The following is an 18318-nucleotide window of genomic DNA, read 5'->3' on the forward strand; positions in this document are numbered from 1 at the left end:
AAAACAACCGCCTGTATGCTACTTATGTTAGGAGAATGATACGCTTTGCGCTTTACGACAGCTCCAATTGGGTAGCGAAGCCAGCCTGCTGAAGCAATCGGTAACGACAACGTAGTCTTCTCATCGTGCCTGAAACGAGTAGTTAATTTTATTCATACGATCTTTAGTCATATAGGCTGTCTGCCTGTATTGACCGTTGGGCGCATTCTTACAGATTCTGTACCTGGCAGTATACCCTTGTTGGCTTGCATAGCCCCGGTTATTGATTGCAGGATTGAACACATCGGACCACCGGAGCGATGGATTCAAGGTAGATGCTGAATTACTCTTCAGCATCTACCTTGAGCTTACTTCAACCAATAATTTATACCGATGCTGGTTTGCCAGCGGTTGTAATCGGGGGTTAAATAAGAAGACTGTAACCAGCTTCGTTCGGCTGTTGCCTCCAAAGACCAGCGCTTTCCTAATCGGTAATGTGCTCCCAAACCGGCACTGGTTTGCCAATTGTTATTGTGTATCCCGTTCCTGTAAGCGGCTGGGTCTGCAGGATCATACTTATCATACTTGCTCTGCCCATACGCTGCGCCGAGTTGAGCAAAAAGCGCAAACCGGCCACTCCGCAAGAAGTAATATCGGGTTGACAACCCAGCGCCCAAATAAGAGAAGGAATAAAACGAGTTCGACTGTATGTAACGCCCTTCGAGTGCTACCGACCATCCATCGGCAAGAAAATAGTGGATTCGGGGGGTATAGACGTTAGTTGTCGAATAACTTCCTTTGTAACCCCGGCCAGCAGACAATCCTACATGCAGGTGCCCCTTTCCCAGTAAGTCCAGCTGATGTCTGTCTGGATTTATCTGGGCGAATCCGAGCAGGGGAAAGAAAAGGCCTATCAGTACTACACAATATTTCATCATGATCATGTTTTAGTTTGTCAAGAGACATTGGCATGATACTATTGGTTGTAAGGCGTTCGGGTTTTTAGGCTTTTTTAACTACCTGCTTCTTTGTCCAGTAGATCATCGTTTTGGCCGTTTCCACGGTCTCGTTGCGGTCGGGCCAAATCATTTCACCTTGCAGACTACGATCTCGCTGGTAACCGCGCTTCTGCCAGAACTCGTCGAGAGGCCGATAGTCGGCCGGACGCAGCGGGTGGTCTTCGGGACGTTGTACGGCGCAGAAACAGGTCATTGTACACTGTACAAATTTCCGGGCGTGGGCTTCCCGTTCATCGAAAAATTGATTTCCGATACCCAGACCCCGATAAGCAGGCAGCAGAACACTTTCGCCAAAGTAAAAGACGGCGTCGCGATCGTATTCCGCCTTAATGAAAGGCTCCTGCACCTCAGGCATTTCGTCAGAAAGTGGAATAGCCGTTGTCGCTCCAACCATCTGCTTACCATCGTAGACGGCAAAGAGGAAAGAGCGTTCCGAAATGGCGTAGGTTTCCAGGTAGGTCTTCTCGTACGCCATTGACCCCTCATACAAATACGGGAAGTCGTAAAACACCGCCATACGCAGTGCCGCTAACTCGTCGAAAACCGTTCGAAACGCGGCACCCTCAAGCCGGATGTATGTGAGTGATGAAGGAGCTGATTCCGCCAAAGCAATGGGTAATTTATTGGTTTTTCAACACCAGTGATTCCCAGTGCGGCAAGTTATAGTAGGTTGTAATCCGGGTAATTTTCCCGTCTGATAGTTCAAGAAATGAACCGGCGGGCAACACGTAGCTTTGCCCCGTTGCCGGAGGCAAATCGCCGTCGGTTTTCTTGTATATCCCGTTCACAACGAATTCGCAGCCGACGCGTGTGCCCGATGGCTCCGTCAAAATGACCAGATCGGTCAGCGTTTCGTTATAACAGTCGTCCATGTGCTGGAGAAACTGGCTGAATTTATCTTTCCCGATTCGTGTATCACCCTGGTTGCTGTCGTGACGAACATCGGGGTGAATCAGGTCAAGCATTGTATCCCAATCTTTACGATTAAACGCGTCGTAGTACTTGGAAACGGTATCAAAAGCAGTCATGAAATGCGAAGGTTAACGGACAAAGATAAGGCATGAAGCCTAAATGCATGCCCTGTTTTAGACTGGCTTTCCGGCTATTCTGCTCATAAAAAGATCAAATTGCCATTGATTAGGGCTTTTTGGTAATTTAACTGGTCGAACTGGTAGAGATAGGGTGATTTATGCGCTTTACCCGTCCGGCGTTCGTCCAGTCGGGTCAGGATGCTTAAACCCGTAATTTTTTTGTGGAAATTACGGGAATCGAGCTGTCGGCCGAGCACCGTTTCGTACAGGCGCTGTAGTTCCGGAATCGTAAACTTCTCGGGCATCAGATTCAGGCCAATGGGTTGCCAGTTCAGTTGCAGGCGAAGCGTTTGAAGCGCCACATCAATAATCCGGCAATGATCAAACAGCAACGAAGGCAACTCGCCTACTTCGAACCAGTCGCAGGCGTCCGACAGGAAGTCGGCGGTGGGAGTCACTTTCGTGTAATCGACCAGGGCGTAATAGCCCATTGTAATGGTGCGTTCGGGCCAGGCTCCGGAAAAAGGCATAGGCATTTTCTGCCGTTTCCAGGTGTCCTCCCGGTCATACCGATTGGCTTCGCCAAATAAGTGAAATTGCTGTAGAAACAACTGGTTCAGGCCTGTCCGCTCGTACAGCACCCGACTGGCTGCGTCGTCCACCGACTCTGTCTTATAAATAAATCCACCCGGCAAACACCACTCGTCCGTTTCTTTCCAGCGCAACAACAACACTTTCAGTCGGGTATCATGAAATCCAAAGATGACACAGTCGAGCGATACGCCCAGGACACATTCGTTGGCTATGATTTTGTAATACGAAACAAGCTTGTCGGAGTAGGTCATACGCAAAGGCAACTTTCTTTATGTTAATCGTACACATAGAGAATGAATTCGTGTATAATTACTGGTATTTTCTGAATTAGCCAACCTTTGTCGATAGCCTGTCAGGAGCCTTAGCCCACAAATGGCCAATCCTCTTTCAATGCTCCAGGTCCTGAGGATGCAGATAGCAAGGGTACATAGGCTGCGTAACGGGTGCGTATTCCCGCGCCTTTTCGTTGCCTATTCCAATAGGTGATTTGTCAGTAGAAAACGTTAATTTTAGTTCAGATTTTTTCGGTCTTACCTACACACAAAAAGACTCCCCCATTTATACCTTATCCTCCCATGCTATGGCTTTAGTGAAATTAACTATTAACAATCAGCCACATACAATCGACGTGGATCCCGAGATGCCGCTTCTCTGGGCCATTCGTGATGTCGTTGGCCTGACCGGCACCAAATTTGGTTGTGGCATTGCCCAATGTGGGGCCTGTACGGTTCACCTCGACGGAGCCCCTATCCGTTCGTGCAGCTATCCGGCATCAGCCGCTGCGGGGCATAAAATAACCACCATCGAAGGGTTATCGAAAAACGCCGAACACCCGGTTCAGAAAGCCTGGATCGAACACCAGGTTCCGCAGTGCGGCTATTGCCAGTCCGGACAGATTATGTCGGCGGTGGCGTTGCTGAAGCAAAACCCCAAACCATCCGACGAGGATATTGATACTGCCATGCAGGGCAACATTTGCCGTTGCGGCACGTACGAGCGCATTCGCAAAGCCATTCACTCGGCTTCGGCAGAGATGGCCAGCGCCCCTAAAATGCCTAAGTCCACCCCTAAAATTGGCAAGCGATGAGCACGAAACCTACCCCTACCGGAACTGAAACCGGCACTAGTCGCCGGAATTTTCTGAAAGCTGCGGGTCTTACCGGAGCCGCTTTTGCGCTGGGCTTTTCGTCGGCCGATTCCTTCGCCAGTCCTGTACTGAACCTGAGTGGTCAGCCGGGTATGGCACTACCGGAATCCGTTGAACTGAACCCCTATATTCTTATCGACAAATCGGGGCGTATTACCCTGATGAACCCACGGCCCGAAATTGGCCAGGGAACCTACCAATCCATTCCGGCGCTTATTGCCGAAGAACTGGAAGTATCGCTCGACAAGGTTACCATCCGGCAAACCGGTGGCGAAACCAAATACGGCGGTATGTGGTCGCAGGCGGTCGGCGGCAGCGGTTCCGTTCGGGGCGGCTACATGCAGATGCGCAAAGTGGGAGCCTCCGCCCGCGAGATGCTTCGGCAAGCCGCCAGCCAGCAATGGGCAGTGCCCATTGAGGAATGCATGGCCGAAAATGCAGCCATCGTCCATAAGCCCAGCGGCAAAAAACTCACTTATGGCCAGCTCGCCGAGGTAGCCGCCAAACTGCCCGTTCCTAAAGAGCCCGTGCTGAAAGACCCCAAGCAGTTTTCGATGCTCGGCAAGTCGACGCCCCGACCCGATGTTCCGCTCAAAGTAACCGGACAAGCCACCTTTGGTATAGACGCTAAAGTACCCGGCATGGTCTACGCATCTATTGAACGATGTCCGGTATTGGGCAGCAAACTGGTCAGCTTCGATGCGTCCAAGTCCCTGAAGGTCAAAGGTGTTCAGAAAGCCGTGAAAGTGGAACGCGTGGTGGGCAAGAACCGCTACGAAGGCGTAGCCATCATCGCCGATAGCTACTGGGCAGCCCTACAGGGCCGAAAAGCACTCAGCGTAACCTGGGATCATAACCAGTTCGATACCTTCAGCTCGGCCAGTTTCGAGAACAAACTTCGCGATCTGGCTAAAACGGATGGCGTACAGGGGCATAATACCGGCGATTTCGAGAAGTCGTTTGCCGATGCCCCGAACAAAGTCGAAGCGTTCTACGAAACGCCCATGGTGAGCCACTCGACCATGGAGCCCATGAATGCACTGGCTCATTACAAGCCGGACGGCAAAGTGGAGCTTTGGGTATCTTCGCAGGGAGGTGACCTCGTTCGGGGCGATGTTGCCAAAGTGCTCAACGTAAAGCCAGATGATATCACCGTTCATATTCTGTTCAACGGCGGTGGTTTCGGTCGGCGTATCACGCAGGATTTTGCCACCGAAGCAGCCACGCTTTCCAAAGCAATCGGGAAACCCGTAAAGGTTATCTGGACGCGGGAAGATGATACCCAGCTTGGTCCTTTCCGACCCATGACGTTCTCGGCCATGCGGGGCGCGTTGTCGGCGGATGGCAAAGCGGTTGCGCTCCAGCATAAGGTCATCTCGCCGTCCATCGACGCGACGATGAACGAAAAATACGACAAGACGAAGGCCGACGACACCATGCTGGAAGGCACGGGCGATCAGAAGTACGAAATTCCGAATCTGAATACGCGCTACGTCCACGCTGATATTCACGTGCCTCTCACGTACTGGCGCTCGGTAACGAGTTCGACGCTGGCGTTTTCGCACGAGTGCTTCATCGACGAGATGGCTCAGAAAGCCGGGAAAGATCCGCTGGCGTTCCGGATGAGCATGCTCACGAAAGACAGCGATGCCAAACGGGTACTGACGAAATTAAAGGAGGTTTCGGGTTGGGATAACCCACTACCCGCCGGAAAAGGACGCGGTATTGCCCAATGGGAGTTCTTCGCCGGCCTGTCGGCGCAGGTGGTCGAAGTTTCCAAGAACAAGACCGGTGGTATTACGGTTAATAAAGTTTACTGCGTAATTGACCTCGGCACGGTGGTGAACCCGGACACGGTAAAAGCCCAGATTGAGGGATCGATCGCTATGGCGCTGACAGCCGCTACGAAAGATGGCATTACGTTTGAAAATGGCCAGGCCGTGCAGAAGAACTTCGACGTCAACCGAATGCTTCGTATTAATGAGATGCCTACGGTAGAAGTCCACATTCTGGCCGAAGGTGGTCCCACGATCAAGGGTGTTGGTGAACCGGGTTTACCTCCTTTTGCGCCTGCCCTGGCGAATGCTGTTTTTGCCGCCACCGGCAAGCGCATCTGTAAGCTGCCCTTTGATCTGGAGAAAGTATAATTTCTGGCGGAGTAGGTTGTGGGTTTTCGGGCATACCTGACAACTCACAATCTACCCCGCAAACCAAAAACTATGAAAGAGATCAGTCGTATTGTTGAGGTTTTCGAACAAATCGATTTTTCGCAGCGAAAAGCCGCTCTGGCAACCGTTGTCTGGGTCGAAGGGTCGTCGTATCGGCGTCCGGGTGCGCGTATGCTCATTACGGATGATGGGCGTTGGGAAGGGGCTATCAGCGGGGGTTGTCTGGAGGGCGATGCCTTACGCAAAGCCCGGCAGGTGATGCTCGACGGCCAACCGATCGTTGTCACTTACGATACCATGGACGATGGTGCCAATAGCTTCGGCGTTGGGCTGGGCTGCAACGGCATCATTGATGTACTGATTGAACCCATCGCGCCCGAGAGTGATCAAAACCCCGTTGCTCTCCTGAAAGAATTCACGCAGAAACGCGATGCACGGGCACTGGCTACCGTGCTCAAAAGCAACGACTTTACCGGTCTTGTCCCCGGCAATCGCTTTACCCTTACCGAAGATAGCGCGGAGTCGATCCCCGGCTGGCTGCACGACGACATGCGTACGGTCTTTGAGACCGGCAAGCCGTTAACCCGCACTTATCCGGTTCTGTCGGGAAGCGCGGAGGTGTTCATCGAGCGCATCGACCCCGGTATAGAACTGATTATTTTCGGGGCAGGCTACGACGTTATTCCCGTGGCCAAACTGGCTCGTGAACTGGGCTGGCAGGTTACCGTTACCGACGATTGCATTGCGCACCTGTCGCCCAAACGGTTTCCGGTGGCTACCTGCGTGCTGTATGCAGACCGCCAGGTGGTGATCGACCAGCTTTCGATCACGAACCGAACGGCCGCCGTACTGATGTCGCATAATTTCAATTACGACCGGGCGGTGCTGGAAAAGCTACTCGCTACCGATGTGCCCTACATTGGTATGCTGGGGCCGCGCAAACGGTTCGACAAGATGCAGGACGAATTCAAAAAAGACGGTCTGGCTTTCAGTGAGGAATCTCTTGACCGGGTTCATGCCCCCATCGGCCTGGATTTGGGCGCCGAAACGCCCGATGAGATTGCGCTGTCCATTATGGCCGAGATCAAAGCGTTTTTCACCCGTGGAGCGGCTGGCTTCCTGAAAAATAAAGTCGGCCCTATTCATGAACGGCTCTCGGGAAACACCAATGACCATCACCGGCACACCAACGGGATTGGCATGGATGCCATTGACCTGGATACGGTCTGAACATGCGTATTGCTACCATTATTCTGGCCGCCGGTGCCTCCTCCCGCCTGGGGGGCGAGCCTAAGCAGCTGCTTACCACCAACGGGAAAACGTTGGTTCGGCACATGGCCGAAGCCGTTCTTTCGCTGCAGACAGGCCCGGTCATTGTTGTGCTGGGTGCCAATTCGGATCGGATTCAAGCCGAAATCAGCGACTTACCACTTCATTGGTTGGTCAATCCAAACTGGGCTGAAGGAATGGCTTCGTCGCTGCGTGTGGGGCTTACTGCCTTATCGGACGAACCCCTCGACGCTTTTCTGGTAGTGCTGACCGATCAGCCGCACGTTACGACAGACCGGCTTCGTCAGCTTATTACCACCCAGCAGGAAACAGGACGCGGCATTGTTGCCTCCCGATACGGCGAAATGGGCCACCTTGGCGTTCCTGCCCTGTTCGACATCCGCTACCAGTCGGAGTTCATGCGCCTGACCGGCGATATGGGTGCCCGCAAGCTTATTCAACTATACGCCAACGACTGCGCCGAAATTTCCTTTCCCCTGGCTACTATCGACCTCGATACCTGGCAGGATGTAGAAAACTGGAGAAAAACGGAGCGTAAAGAGGGGGAGTGAAGAAAGGAAAATAACAGCCCTCATTTTCCGTTCTTCACTCCCCCTCCTCCCTCCACTCCCCCTCTTCCCTTTACCATCTCTTGCCCCTTGCCAATGCCCTTTGTACCTTTGCCGACAGAATGGCAAGACTCCTGGCAATCGATTACGGAATGAAGCGGACCGGCATAGCCGTTACGGACCCTTTACAGATCATTGCGTCGGCACTGGAAACGGTGGCCTCTCATGAGGTGCTCAAATTCCTGAAAGCCTACCTTACGCGGGAGCCGGTCGAAGCATTTATTGTTGGACTCCCCAAAGGGTTGGACGGCGATGATACCGATAACACCCCACGGGTCAGGAAGTTCGTGACGCATTTGCAGAACGCATTTCCCGATATTCCGGTTTATTGGCATGACGAACGGTTTACCTCCGTCATGGCGCTACAAGCGATGATTGCTGGCGGCAGCACAAAAAAAGACAGACGTGAGAAAGGCAATATTGACAAGGTCAGTGCCGCTATTATTCTTCAGTCATACATGGAAAGCAACCGTCTGAATCGGGATTTATAAGATTTTATTGATTTACATGATTCAATCACCTTTTGATTCATGACGAAATCAGGTAAATCGGTTTAATTCCACAAATCCAGGTTCAGACAACATACGATTATGATTCTCCCAATTATTGCCTACGGCGATCCGGTATTACGGAAGCGGGCCAAAGATATTGAACCCGGCAGTATCGACGTTAAAACGTTGAGCCAGAATATGTTCGAAACGATGTATGCAGCTTCCGGCATCGGCCTGGCAGCTCCGCAGATCGGGCAGAGCGTACGGATGTTTGTTGTTGATGGTGAACCGCTGAACGAAGATGAGCCAGAGGAAGACGTCGACCAGAGTCTGGTTGGCTTCAAGAAGGTATTCATTAACCCGGAAATCATTGAAGAAGCTGGCGACGATTGGGGGTTCGAAGAAGGCTGTCTGAGTATTCCCGGTATTCGGGGTGAAGTGTTCCGTCCCGAAATTATCGTGATCCGCTATTTCGATGTCGACTGGAACGAGCACGAAGAAGAATACGACGGCATGGCCGCCCGGATCATCCAGCACGAATACGATCACCTCGACGGGAAGCTATTCACCGATTACCTGCCTTCCCTTCGCCGGACGCTCATCAAGAAAAAACTAGCCGACATCTCGAAAGGGAAAACGGATGCAGAATACAAGATGAAGTTCTCTAAATAAACGTGAACATCACCCTCCTCCAAACTGACCTGTATTGGCATGACCCGGTGGCGAACCGTGCCATGCTGGAGGAGCGTATCTTCAATTTGGCGGAGCCAACGGATTTGATCGTGCTGCCCGAAATGTTCACGACGGGTTTCACGATGGACGCCCGCGCAGTAGCCGAACCGATGAATCTGACCACATTTCGGTGGATGAAGCAGATGGCCGCACAAACGGGGGCAGTCGTAACCGGCAGTTACGTGGTCAAGGAGAACGGCAGCTTCTTCAACCGGCTCGTCTGGATGCAGCCCGACGGCCAGTTCGACACCTACGACAAACGCCACCTGTTTCGCATGGCGGGCGAAGAAGGCGTCTATACCGCCGGAACGCACCGAATCATTAAGGAATGGAAAGGCTGGCGTATCTGCCCCCTTATCTGTTACGACCTGCGTTTCCCCGTCTGGAGCCGTAATGTATCTATACCAACCCACGTACCGGTGGACTTTAGCCCGTCTACTGACTTCGAGTACGACTTGCTGCTATATGTAGCCAACTGGCCAGCCGCCCGCCGAAATCCCTGGAACACGCTGTTGCAAGCCCGCGCCATCGAAAACCTGAGTTATGTGGTTGGCGTTAACCGGGTTGGGCAGGATGGAAACGGACATCCTTACAGCGGTGACTCCGCCGTTGTCGACTTTAAGGGCGAAGTGCTATTCAGGGAAACGGACATTGAAACGGCTCATCAGCAAACCCTCTCGCTGGACGAGCTACGCGCTTTCCGCACCAAATTCCCGGCCAATCTCGATGCCGACTCGTTTACGCTGTCCCTTTAATCGTTTCGAGTAATTCCAGTAACTCCCGCGCATTGTTCAGCGTAGTGAACGACTTTCCGAGTAACTGTTCGTCAGCCACTTGTTCATGGGCCCAGGTTGTTGCGTAGGGTATATGAATGGCTCGTGCACCAATATGAACCACCGGCAGGACGTCCGATTTAAGCGAGTTCCCGATCATCAGAAAATCGGCGGGCTGTACATTGTATTTTTGTAAAATCCGCAGGTAGGCCTGTTCGTTTTTCTCGCTCACAATTTCGACGTGTTTAAAGTAATGCCCCAACCCCGACCGGGCAATTTTACTTTCCTGATCGAATAAGTCGCCTTTCGTGAGCACCATCAAATCGAATTTTTTGGAAAGCGATTCCAGCACCTCGGCCACTCCGTCGAGCAGTTCGATCGGGAAGTCCAGTAGTTTACGGCCGGCATCGATGATCTGCTGAATCTCCGTCCCCGTAATCGTCCCGTTGGTAAGTTCAATAGCGGTTTCGATCATGGAGAGCATAAAGCTCTTGGCTCCGTAGCCAAACGTGTTGAGGCTACGAATTTGAGCGTCGTAAAAGCGCGTGGCCAGCGTCTCTTCATCCACATGATGGGAGAGCATTTCGCAGAGCTTTTGTTTCACATCCACGTAATTTGGTTCATTGACCCACAGGGTATCGTCGGCATCAAAAGCGATTAGTTTCATGGACGTCTCGGTTAACAGGATAGCGCAACAAAGATAGCCACTCGCCAGAATCTTATTCAGTTACCAGCCATTGCATTAATTTGATTTGCGTACCATGCGGTAATTCCGCAATTTGCCCCCGTTCTTAACGCAATTATTACCGTCATCTCTATGCAGTTCACAGAGCAGGATCAGGACCAGATTTTGGTTCAGGGCGTTTCACTCGACCAGATCGATCAGCAGATAAATTATTTCGTTCACGGCTTTCCTTATCTAAACGTTATTAAAGCCGCAACCATAGGCGATGGCATCGTCCGCATCGACGAAGACCAATTGCCCGCTTATATTCATCGTTTCGACGTAGCCGCTCACGAGCGCACTCTGGTAAAATTTGTGCCAGCGTCGGGAGCAGCAACCCGGATGTTCAAATCGCTGTTTGCAGGGCTGGATGGCAAATTCGATAAATCGGTCGATGAAGTGTTCGCCCGCATAACGGATTTCGCTTTCTACGAAGATTTGAAAGCGGCTATGGCGGCTAAAGGGCAGGACCTGGATAAAGCCGTTGCCGAAAACGATCGGGTTACCGTCCTGAAGTTTATTCTGACCGAAAATGGGCTGGACTACGGCAGTTTACCAAAAGGGCTGTTGAAATTTCATAATTATGCCGATGGTGCACGCACGCCTGTAGAAGAGCACCTGGTTGAAGGGGCGGCCTATGCCAACTCCGACGGCCTGGTAAAAATCCACTTTACCGTCTCGCCCGAACACCGCAGCCGCTTTGAGAAACTGATTGAGGAGCAGAAAGCGGATTACGAAGCCTGGCTCGGCGTAACGTTCGACATCAGCTTTTCGGAGCAAAAGAAATCGACCGATACCATTTCGGTCAACATGGACAATTCACCGTTCCGCAACGGGGACGGTTCCCTGTTGTTCCGCCCGGCAGGCCATGGTGCGCTAATCGAGAACCTCAATGATATCGATGCTGACATCGTTTTTATTAAAAATATTGACAACGTGGTTCCTGATGAAATTAAGGAGCCAACCATCACTTACAAAAAAGTACTGGCCTCTGTATTGCTCGATGCACAGCAGCAGATTGCCCGTTTACAGGGATTGTTAAATTCGGAAGAAGTAAGCGACGGCTATCTGGCCGAAGCGGACGAATTGCTCCAACGTACCTTATATACGTTACCTCCGGCGGGCTTTGATGCCTTGTCGAAAGCCGAAAAACTGGATTACCTCCGCCGGAAACTGGATCGTCCGGTCCGGACCTGTGGCATGGTCAAAAACGTGGGAGAGCCGGGTGGCGGGCCTTTCTGGGCGAAAAACCAGGACGGATCGATATCGCTGCAAGTGGTTGAATCGGCGCAGATCGATTTGACTGATGCCGATCAGAAAGCCATTTTTGACGAAGCGACGCACTTCAACCCCGTCGATCTGGTTTGCGGCCTGAAAGACCATGCCGGCAAGAAATACGATCTACCTGCCTACCGGGATCCACTCACGGGATTCATAACGGCCAAATCGAAAGATGGAAAAGACCTTAAAGCACAGGAGTTGCCCGGCTTGTGGAACGGCGCTATGGCCGACTGGAACACGATATTTGTTGAAGTTCCGCTTATTACGTTCAACCCCGTAAAGACAGTCAACGATTTGCTGCGGAAAGAGCATCAGCCTGTTGAAGAGTAGCAGGTAGTAAAATGGTGGCGTGGTAAATTAGTGAAATGGCTTGTAAACCATCCATTTCACTAATTTACCACGCCACCATTTTACTACTTCACTAAGCCTAAGCCGACATCCGGTTAACGGATGTATCAACTAACTCAGCGCCAATGGCTACTTCTTTGGTTTCGATTGAGCTCAGGTTTTGAAACGACAGCAGGGTTGTGTTCTCATACACGCCTAAGTTCGCATCCCGAACACGTTCCATGATGGGCCGAAGCGCACAGGTCACTTCATCATTGCAATCATCGCATTTAACATAGAAGTTAAACGAAACGCAGGGGGTTGGTGCAATGGGACCATCAATAACCCGTAGTACCTGTGCCAGATTTACCCGGCCCGGATCTACACGAAGCAAATAACCACCACCTTTTCCCTTTTGGCTTTGCAGGATTCCGTGGTTTCGCAATTCAAGAAGAATAGCCTCTAAAAACTTCTTAGGGATGTTCTCCTTGGCAGAAATGTAGGAGATTAGTACGGGGCCTTTGCCGTACTCTTCAGTCAAAACCTTGAGGGCTTTGATGGCATACTTCGCTTTCTTAGAAATCATTGTTACGGTGATTGATTGGGTTTTGGAAATGAACATGTTCACCTCCCGAACTGGCTTTTGGCCAGAACAAGTATGCAAATTAATAAGTCCTTAACTATCAGTCAAAAAGTCAACGATATTATCTAAAAGAAAAAAAGGAGCGTTTTTACGCAGTCACCTACTCTTCCGTAACGTGTAGTTAAATCTATTGCCAAACATTGCAATTTGACCTAAAAGTTCATGGATTTAGTTGGGTATTAGACTTATAAGGATACCAGAAGTAACATATTTTTTCACTAACTACTGATTATAGGCCCTTTAATCCAAATAATTCATTTCTTAATTTATATCCAACGGTACATACCAAACGAAAAAAAGCCGGTGCAGAGCCCCGGCCTTTTCTTGCGACACCAATATAAAAATTGTCTATTCTTTCTTACTATTTATCGTAATTGGCATTTTGCGGATCCCAGTTGGCCCAGCCTTTGGTCCAGTCGGTTGTACCGAACGCGCCAATAAATGGTTCTTTTGTAAAGAAGGCGTCAGCACCTTTCCCGTCCCAGACAGCGCCCGTCAGTAAGGGCGAACCGGTTTGCGGCAGGAAATTGGGCGCCGTCAGGTTGAAGCTGGCCGAGTTAAGCAGCAGCTTAGCCACATCTGTACTGGCGATAACCTGATTTTTGAAGGCCGCCGTGTTAAAGAAGGCCAGCGCCTGATCGTTCGTGATGGCACCCGCTCCCCGAACGGGCGTATTCATATTCGCCAGCACGATACCCCGTAGTTGAAGGTTACCTGCCGTGGCATTATCCAGGGTACCGGTTGTACCCGTTGGCGCATCCAGACGGAGCCCTTCCGGATAGCCCACCATCAACGAATTGAAAATGCTGAGCGATGTATTCCGGCGGAGGTGCATGGCCGACTGATACGCGCCACTACCTTTCGACGACGTTGCGTTTGACGGCGTACCGCTAAAGGCAAAGTTGCTCATGTTGGCAAACACACCAGCCGTTAGTGGCAGGCCGGCATTTGCGCCCGTAGCGGGTAATCCTGGATTGAAGTTATCTGATTCGAACCCGTTGGAAGCCGATTGGTCAGCAACATCAGGATCACGCAAGGCCAGACCGTACTGTACTTTACCAGACCAGCCCCAGTCGGTATCCCAATCATCATCCCAGCCCCGGAAAGCAATCAGGTATTTGGCATTAACCGTACCGCCAAACCACTCGTACGAATCGTCACCGCTGTAGGAGACCTGGATGTGATCCAGCGTGGTACCGGCACCTACACCATATAAGGAGAGGCCGTTTATTTCGCTGTTAGCCAGCAGCGCAATACCGCCAAACTCAATACGCACATACTGCAGCACTCCTGAATTGTCATTCACATCAGAGTAAGAACCGACCGTTCCGGGCAGTCCACCTTCGAAGCCCGTTGCACTTGGCTGGTTGACCGGTGCTTTACCGAACAAAACAATGCCACCCCAGTCGCCATACCCCCGGGAGCCAGCAGCTTTAGCGGAAGTAAACACGATTGGCGCCGACGCCGTACCCACCGCATTGATCTTGGCACCGGGCAGAATAATCAGGGTAGCCCCTTGCTGTTTACCCGCCGGGTCAACGTCTTTCCCTCCCCCTTTAATGATAGTTCCGGGCTCAATGGTCAGGGTAGCCGGTGCTTTTACCTGCACAAAACCCTTCATGTAATAGATAGTATTGGCTGTCCATTTCGTATCCGCCGAGATATCGCCGGTTACTTCTACAATGGGCTTGTTTCCCAATTGAAACGCCGTTGTACTGGTTACCGTTGCCCCACCCGAGGTTACCGCAATAGGAGTACCTGCACCTGTGGGTACAACAACGGTTAAAGAAGTAGTCGATGCACCTGTCACGGCGGCAGGGACGCTACCAAACGTAACCGTGTTGCTGGCGGGTGTAGCACTGAAAGCTGTACCGGTGATGACAACGGTGGAACCTACCGGCGCAGAGGATGGAGAGAAGCTTGTAATGCTCAGAACAGGAGCGGGCGTATCTTCATTTTTACAGGAAGCGACGGCCACAAACAAGCCCACGATGAGAACCAGCATCTGTAACCAAGTCCGACGACGTGATTGAGAAAATTGCATAAACATTGATTTGGAGTAAATAAACAGAGGTAATTAAGGAATGACCGTTCGACGGCCGAACGTATAAATAGCACTGACGGTGTAATAACTTCCACGCTTGAACTTGCGAACCATCTGATCAGCACCGGCCGTTTGCGAGGTCACGTCGCTGCCAATTTTACCGTCGCGGTTGAAATCCTGCGCGAACCGTACATACTGGTTCAGGAGATCCTGCACGCCGAATCGCAGTTCGAGCTTCTTGTTGAATTGCTTGGTCAGATTGAGGTCAATGACGTTACGGGGCATTTCATAAACGGTTGGGTTCTGGCTGTTGCCCACCGTGAAAATCCGCTGACCGAATACGTTATAGAGCACATTCCACTGCCAGCCGGAGTTAGGCGCGGCATAGTATATACCCGCATTGATCAGGTAAGGCGATTGACCCGCCAGTGCCCGTTTGGTATCGGCAATATTTCGAATATCGTATTGCTGAATCGTTCCGCTCAGGTCGGGAGCGGTTACGATGTCTCCCACGTTCACCTGGCTCTTGATAAGCGATACATTACCCACTACCGACAGATTCTGCAGGAATGCACTCGCCGAATTCTGGAAGCCTTTCCGAAACTCAAGTTCTACGCCGTAGTTCTGTGCCGACTGCGCATTGGTGAAGGTATAGGCCAGGCCATTGCCCTGAAATAACAGGTAGGACTCGATCGGGTTCGTAAAGTGCTTGTAAAAACCCGTTACCGAAATCAGCTCGTTCTGGCTTGGGTAAAATTCCCACTTGGCATCGACGTTCTGAATTTTCGCCGTGGTGAGGGTCGTATTCCCCTGAATATCGGCCAGCAGGTTGAAATCGTAGTAGTTGAACGGAGCCAGCTCGCGGAACTCCGGCCGGTTTACCGATGAAGAGTAAGCAAAACGCAGGTTCATGCGGTCGCTGAGTTTATAGGTAAAGTTGAGTGAGGGCAGCGGACTGAAAATCCGGTTGGTAACGAGCCGGGTTTCAACACCGTTGACGTTCGATTTGATACCCTGATCGTTGTATTCGCCCCGGAAACCCAGCGTCAGGTTTGCCTTCGGCCCAAAGTACACGTCGCCACTAACATAACCCGCCAGATAGGTATTCAGGCCTTTGTAAGCATCGCGGTCGCGGGTGCCGTCGAGCATGGAGAATCCCCCTTCCGAACCCGTTACATTTTGTGGGGCAAAAGCCGTGGCGATATCGCGCTGTTTGGCAGCCGATGCACCGCCGATGGCCTGGTAGCCATAAAAGCGGGCGGCATAATCGCGGTTTTTCTGCTCGGCATAGACGCCAAACCGGATTTTGTTGGGCTCACGGTCTGTGGGGTTGCCAAACGTGTGCTCACCGTTACCAATGGCCGAGATCACATACTCGTGCAGTTTTGAATTAAACCGACCCACTTCTGTTGGTGTTGGGTCGTTCGGGGTAGCGATCAGGAAGGGAGCTGGCCGGCCATCACTGCCCATTGTACCCGTTGGACGAAGGTAACGAGCCCGTTTCCAATCCGGCTCCCAGCGACCCGTGTAGCCAAAGCTACCTACCCAGTTAATTTTTGTCAGCGGACTGATAGTGTGCTCACCCGCCAGTTGTGTGGTCAGTATACTCCGGTTTTCAAAACGTTGTGAGTAACTCCGAACGTCGTACCCCTCAGCTACTTGTGCCCCCGTCCGAACCACCGTTTCGGTCGTGCTCAGCTGATTGAACAACGTTTTCCATTCCAGCGTGAAACCGGGCGAGAACCGCGCCGACCAGTTATGAAGAATACCCAGACGAGTCTGTCGAGCGTAGTTCGCATCGTTATATTGCTGGGTAACGGCATTGGCAATGGTACCATTATCGTACAACTTGAGGTCGATGTTCGAAAACTGGTTCGTCATCGAATAGTTAATACTCGTCAGGTTACTGACCCGCACATCGCCAACATCGAACCGGCGGCCCAGATTAAGAGCGAAGCGGACATCAGGCGATATAGACAAGTCTTTCAGTGCCCATGTATTCGGCAACAACCGGGCATAAGCTGCCCGCTGCAACGGATTCAACGCGTTAAAGTCAGCGGATTTTGCCGGAAAGCTCGTTGGTAGTTGCTGGCTGGCATCCCAAAGCCCCAGTGCGTTTAAACCCGAGCGGCTTTGCGACTGCACTGTCTGGAATGTTGTATTACCGCGATAACCGAAGGTCAGTCCGGCATCCATGAAGTTCTGGTCGGGACGGCGCTTGGTGTAAATTTTAACAATACCACCGGCAAAGTCACCGGGCAGATCCGCCGAGCCTGATTTATAGACGATCATCCGGTCGATGATGTTGCTGGGAACAAGATCGAAGGAGAATGAACGGGTATCTACCTCAGTAGAGGGGGTGATCACATCGTTGATCAGTACCGAATTGTAGCGAGCGGCCAACCCGCGAATGAGCACGAAGCGATTGTCGACAATACTTACACCCGGCACCCGACGAATGGCCGCTGCGGCATCCCTGTCCTGTGACTTCTGAATCTGCTGGGCCGAAATACCAACGGCAATCGGCTTCAGCTGCTTGATTTCGGTGATAACGGCAATTTCGGTATTGGTTGCCTTATTGGCCCGGACTACTACTTCCTGAAGGGATGTGCCTTCTTCGTCCAGTTCGGTTTCGATGGCCGTGGTGTTGCCTGACTCAACCCGAACGTTAGGAATTTCCCGAGTCTTGTAAGAGACGTACGAAATAACAATTTTGTGTGTACCGGCGGGCACGTTGGCCAGATTGAAGTTGCCTTCGATGTCGGTAGTGCTGCCGAGTTGGGTACCGTCTACACGCACGGTACAGCCAATAAGAGATTCTTTTGTTTTTCCGTCTTTAACGGTTCCCCGGATAATGCCGGTCTGCGCAAAAAGAGCCGTTGACAGCAGGGAGAAGAGGATAAGTAATACGTTGCGGTTCATTTTTAGTTTTGGTATCGCTTTTAAGCGCTGCAAAACTACCTGCACAGTATTACCTTAATATTACACGAATATTAACTTTTGGCGAGTTATTAATAACACAACCGGTTGATTATCAAAGTTACGCTTCAACTAAAATCAGGCGTTTTTTGGCCCAATTGCATTACTATCAGCCACTTTTTATTGGCTAAACTCACCTTTTAGTTCATTTTTGTTTTGATTGATTAAACAAGCGAAGACCAGCTTACTCTTCCTTTACCTATTGATATGATGTAGACCAAATTATACGCAAAAAAAGAATACTACGCTATAAACACCTACTAATCAACAAATTGCAATAAAAATAGCGATAAAAGTAAATTTGAATCGTGGTTATCAGAAAACACGTTTTCGTAACATTCAGGTAATAGTATACATTCGGATAGACGTAATTTTTTCACGCTGCTCCTTCGTAATGCCTAGATCCGTTGTTAACACAGCCTATTTTCTACTATTTCAACCTGAAGTAGTTTAGCTGGGAGGAAGAAGGAGAGTGACATCCGTTGAGT

General features: G+C 51.1%; 16 protein-coding genes. 8 read left to right on the top strand and 8 right to left on the bottom strand.

From position 1 onward, the window contains the following. Positions 1–347 precede the first annotated feature (347 nt). From ACYVJM_RS22390 to ACYVJM_RS22405, 4 genes are all read right to left on the bottom strand, one after another. Positions 348–917: an outer membrane beta-barrel protein gene (locus ACYVJM_RS22390; RefSeq protein ID WP_461150457.1), complete on the bottom strand. Its 570-nt coding sequence runs from the start codon at positions 915–917 to the stop codon at positions 348–350. A 64-nt stretch (positions 918–981) separates the two neighbouring features. Continuing rightward, complete coding sequence (locus ACYVJM_RS22395) at positions 982–1605, bottom strand: GNAT family N-acetyltransferase (protein WP_461150458.1); 624 nt, start codon at positions 1603–1605, stop codon at positions 982–984. Between the two features lie 13 nt (positions 1606–1618). Then, positions 1619–2026, bottom strand: coding sequence for a ketosteroid isomerase-related protein (locus tag ACYVJM_RS22400; RefSeq protein WP_461150459.1), 408 nt, complete (start codon positions 2024–2026; stop codon positions 1619–1621). Between the two features lie 83 nt (positions 2027–2109). Next, on the bottom strand, positions 2110–2874 hold the full coding sequence (locus tag ACYVJM_RS22405; protein ID WP_461150460.1) for an NUDIX hydrolase: 765 nt from the start codon (positions 2872–2874) through the stop codon (positions 2110–2112). A 329-nt stretch (positions 2875–3203) separates the two neighbouring features. Here ACYVJM_RS22405 and ACYVJM_RS22410 point away from each other — a divergent pair, with 329 nt between their 5' ends. From ACYVJM_RS22410 to ACYVJM_RS22440, 7 genes are all read left to right on the top strand, one after another. Beyond that, positions 3204–3710 (top strand): (2Fe-2S)-binding protein, encoded by a 507-nt coding sequence (locus ACYVJM_RS22410; protein ID WP_461150461.1) that lies wholly within the window; start codon positions 3204–3206, stop codon positions 3708–3710. After that, positions 3707–5917, top strand: coding sequence for a molybdopterin cofactor-binding domain-containing protein (locus ACYVJM_RS22415; protein ID WP_461150462.1), 2211 nt, complete (start codon positions 3707–3709; stop codon positions 5915–5917). The genes ACYVJM_RS22410 and ACYVJM_RS22415 overlap by 4 nt, the downstream gene beginning before the upstream one ends. A 72-nt stretch (positions 5918–5989) precedes the next feature. After that, positions 5990–7168, top strand: coding sequence for an XdhC family protein (locus tag ACYVJM_RS22420; protein WP_461150463.1), 1179 nt, complete (start codon positions 5990–5992; stop codon positions 7166–7168). A 2-nt stretch (positions 7169–7170) separates the two neighbouring features. Next, positions 7171–7779 (top strand): nucleotidyltransferase family protein, encoded by a 609-nt coding sequence (locus tag ACYVJM_RS22425; RefSeq protein ID WP_461150464.1) that lies wholly within the window; start codon positions 7171–7173, stop codon positions 7777–7779. A gap of 119 nt (positions 7780–7898) precedes the next feature. Beyond that, a complete protein-coding gene (ruvX, locus tag ACYVJM_RS22430; protein WP_461150465.1) occupies positions 7899–8327 on the top strand; it encodes a Holliday junction resolvase RuvX in 429 nt (142 codons plus the stop codon). 99 nt (positions 8328–8426) lie between these two features. Next, positions 8427–8999, top strand: a complete 573-nt coding sequence (def, locus tag ACYVJM_RS22435) for a peptide deformylase (protein WP_461150466.1) — start codon at positions 8427–8429, stop codon at positions 8997–8999. Between the two features lie 2 nt (positions 9000–9001). Then, positions 9002–9814: an amidohydrolase gene (locus ACYVJM_RS22440; RefSeq protein WP_461150467.1), complete on the top strand. Its 813-nt coding sequence runs from the start codon at positions 9002–9004 to the stop codon at positions 9812–9814. Here ACYVJM_RS22440 and ACYVJM_RS22445 read toward each other — a convergent pair. Then, a complete protein-coding gene (locus ACYVJM_RS22445; protein ID WP_461150468.1) occupies positions 9798–10499 on the bottom strand; it encodes an HAD family hydrolase in 702 nt (233 codons plus the stop codon). The genes ACYVJM_RS22440 and ACYVJM_RS22445 overlap by 17 nt on opposite strands. Positions 10500–10649: 150 nt before the next feature. Here ACYVJM_RS22445 and ACYVJM_RS22450 point away from each other — a divergent pair, with 150 nt between their 5' ends. Then, positions 10650–12167: a DUF4301 family protein gene (locus tag ACYVJM_RS22450; RefSeq protein ID WP_461150469.1), complete on the top strand. Its 1518-nt coding sequence runs from the start codon at positions 10650–10652 to the stop codon at positions 12165–12167. Positions 12168–12264: 97 nt separating this feature from the next. Here ACYVJM_RS22450 and ACYVJM_RS22455 read toward each other — a convergent pair whose 3' ends face one another. The 3 genes from ACYVJM_RS22455 to ACYVJM_RS22465 form a co-directional block, all read right to left on the bottom strand. Next, positions 12265–12750: an RrF2 family transcriptional regulator gene (locus ACYVJM_RS22455; protein ID WP_461150470.1), complete on the bottom strand. Its 486-nt coding sequence runs from the start codon at positions 12748–12750 to the stop codon at positions 12265–12267. A gap of 418 nt (positions 12751–13168) precedes the next feature. Then, complete coding sequence (locus ACYVJM_RS22460; protein ID WP_461150471.1) at positions 13169–14857, bottom strand: IPT/TIG domain-containing protein; 1689 nt, start codon at positions 14855–14857, stop codon at positions 13169–13171. A 27-nt stretch (positions 14858–14884) separates the two neighbouring features. Beyond that, positions 14885–17773, bottom strand: coding sequence for a TonB-dependent receptor (locus ACYVJM_RS22465; protein ID WP_461150472.1), 2889 nt, complete (start codon positions 17771–17773; stop codon positions 14885–14887). Positions 17774–18318 lie beyond the last annotated feature (545 nt).

It is taken from the genome of Spirosoma pulveris, from assembly GCF_054781875.1.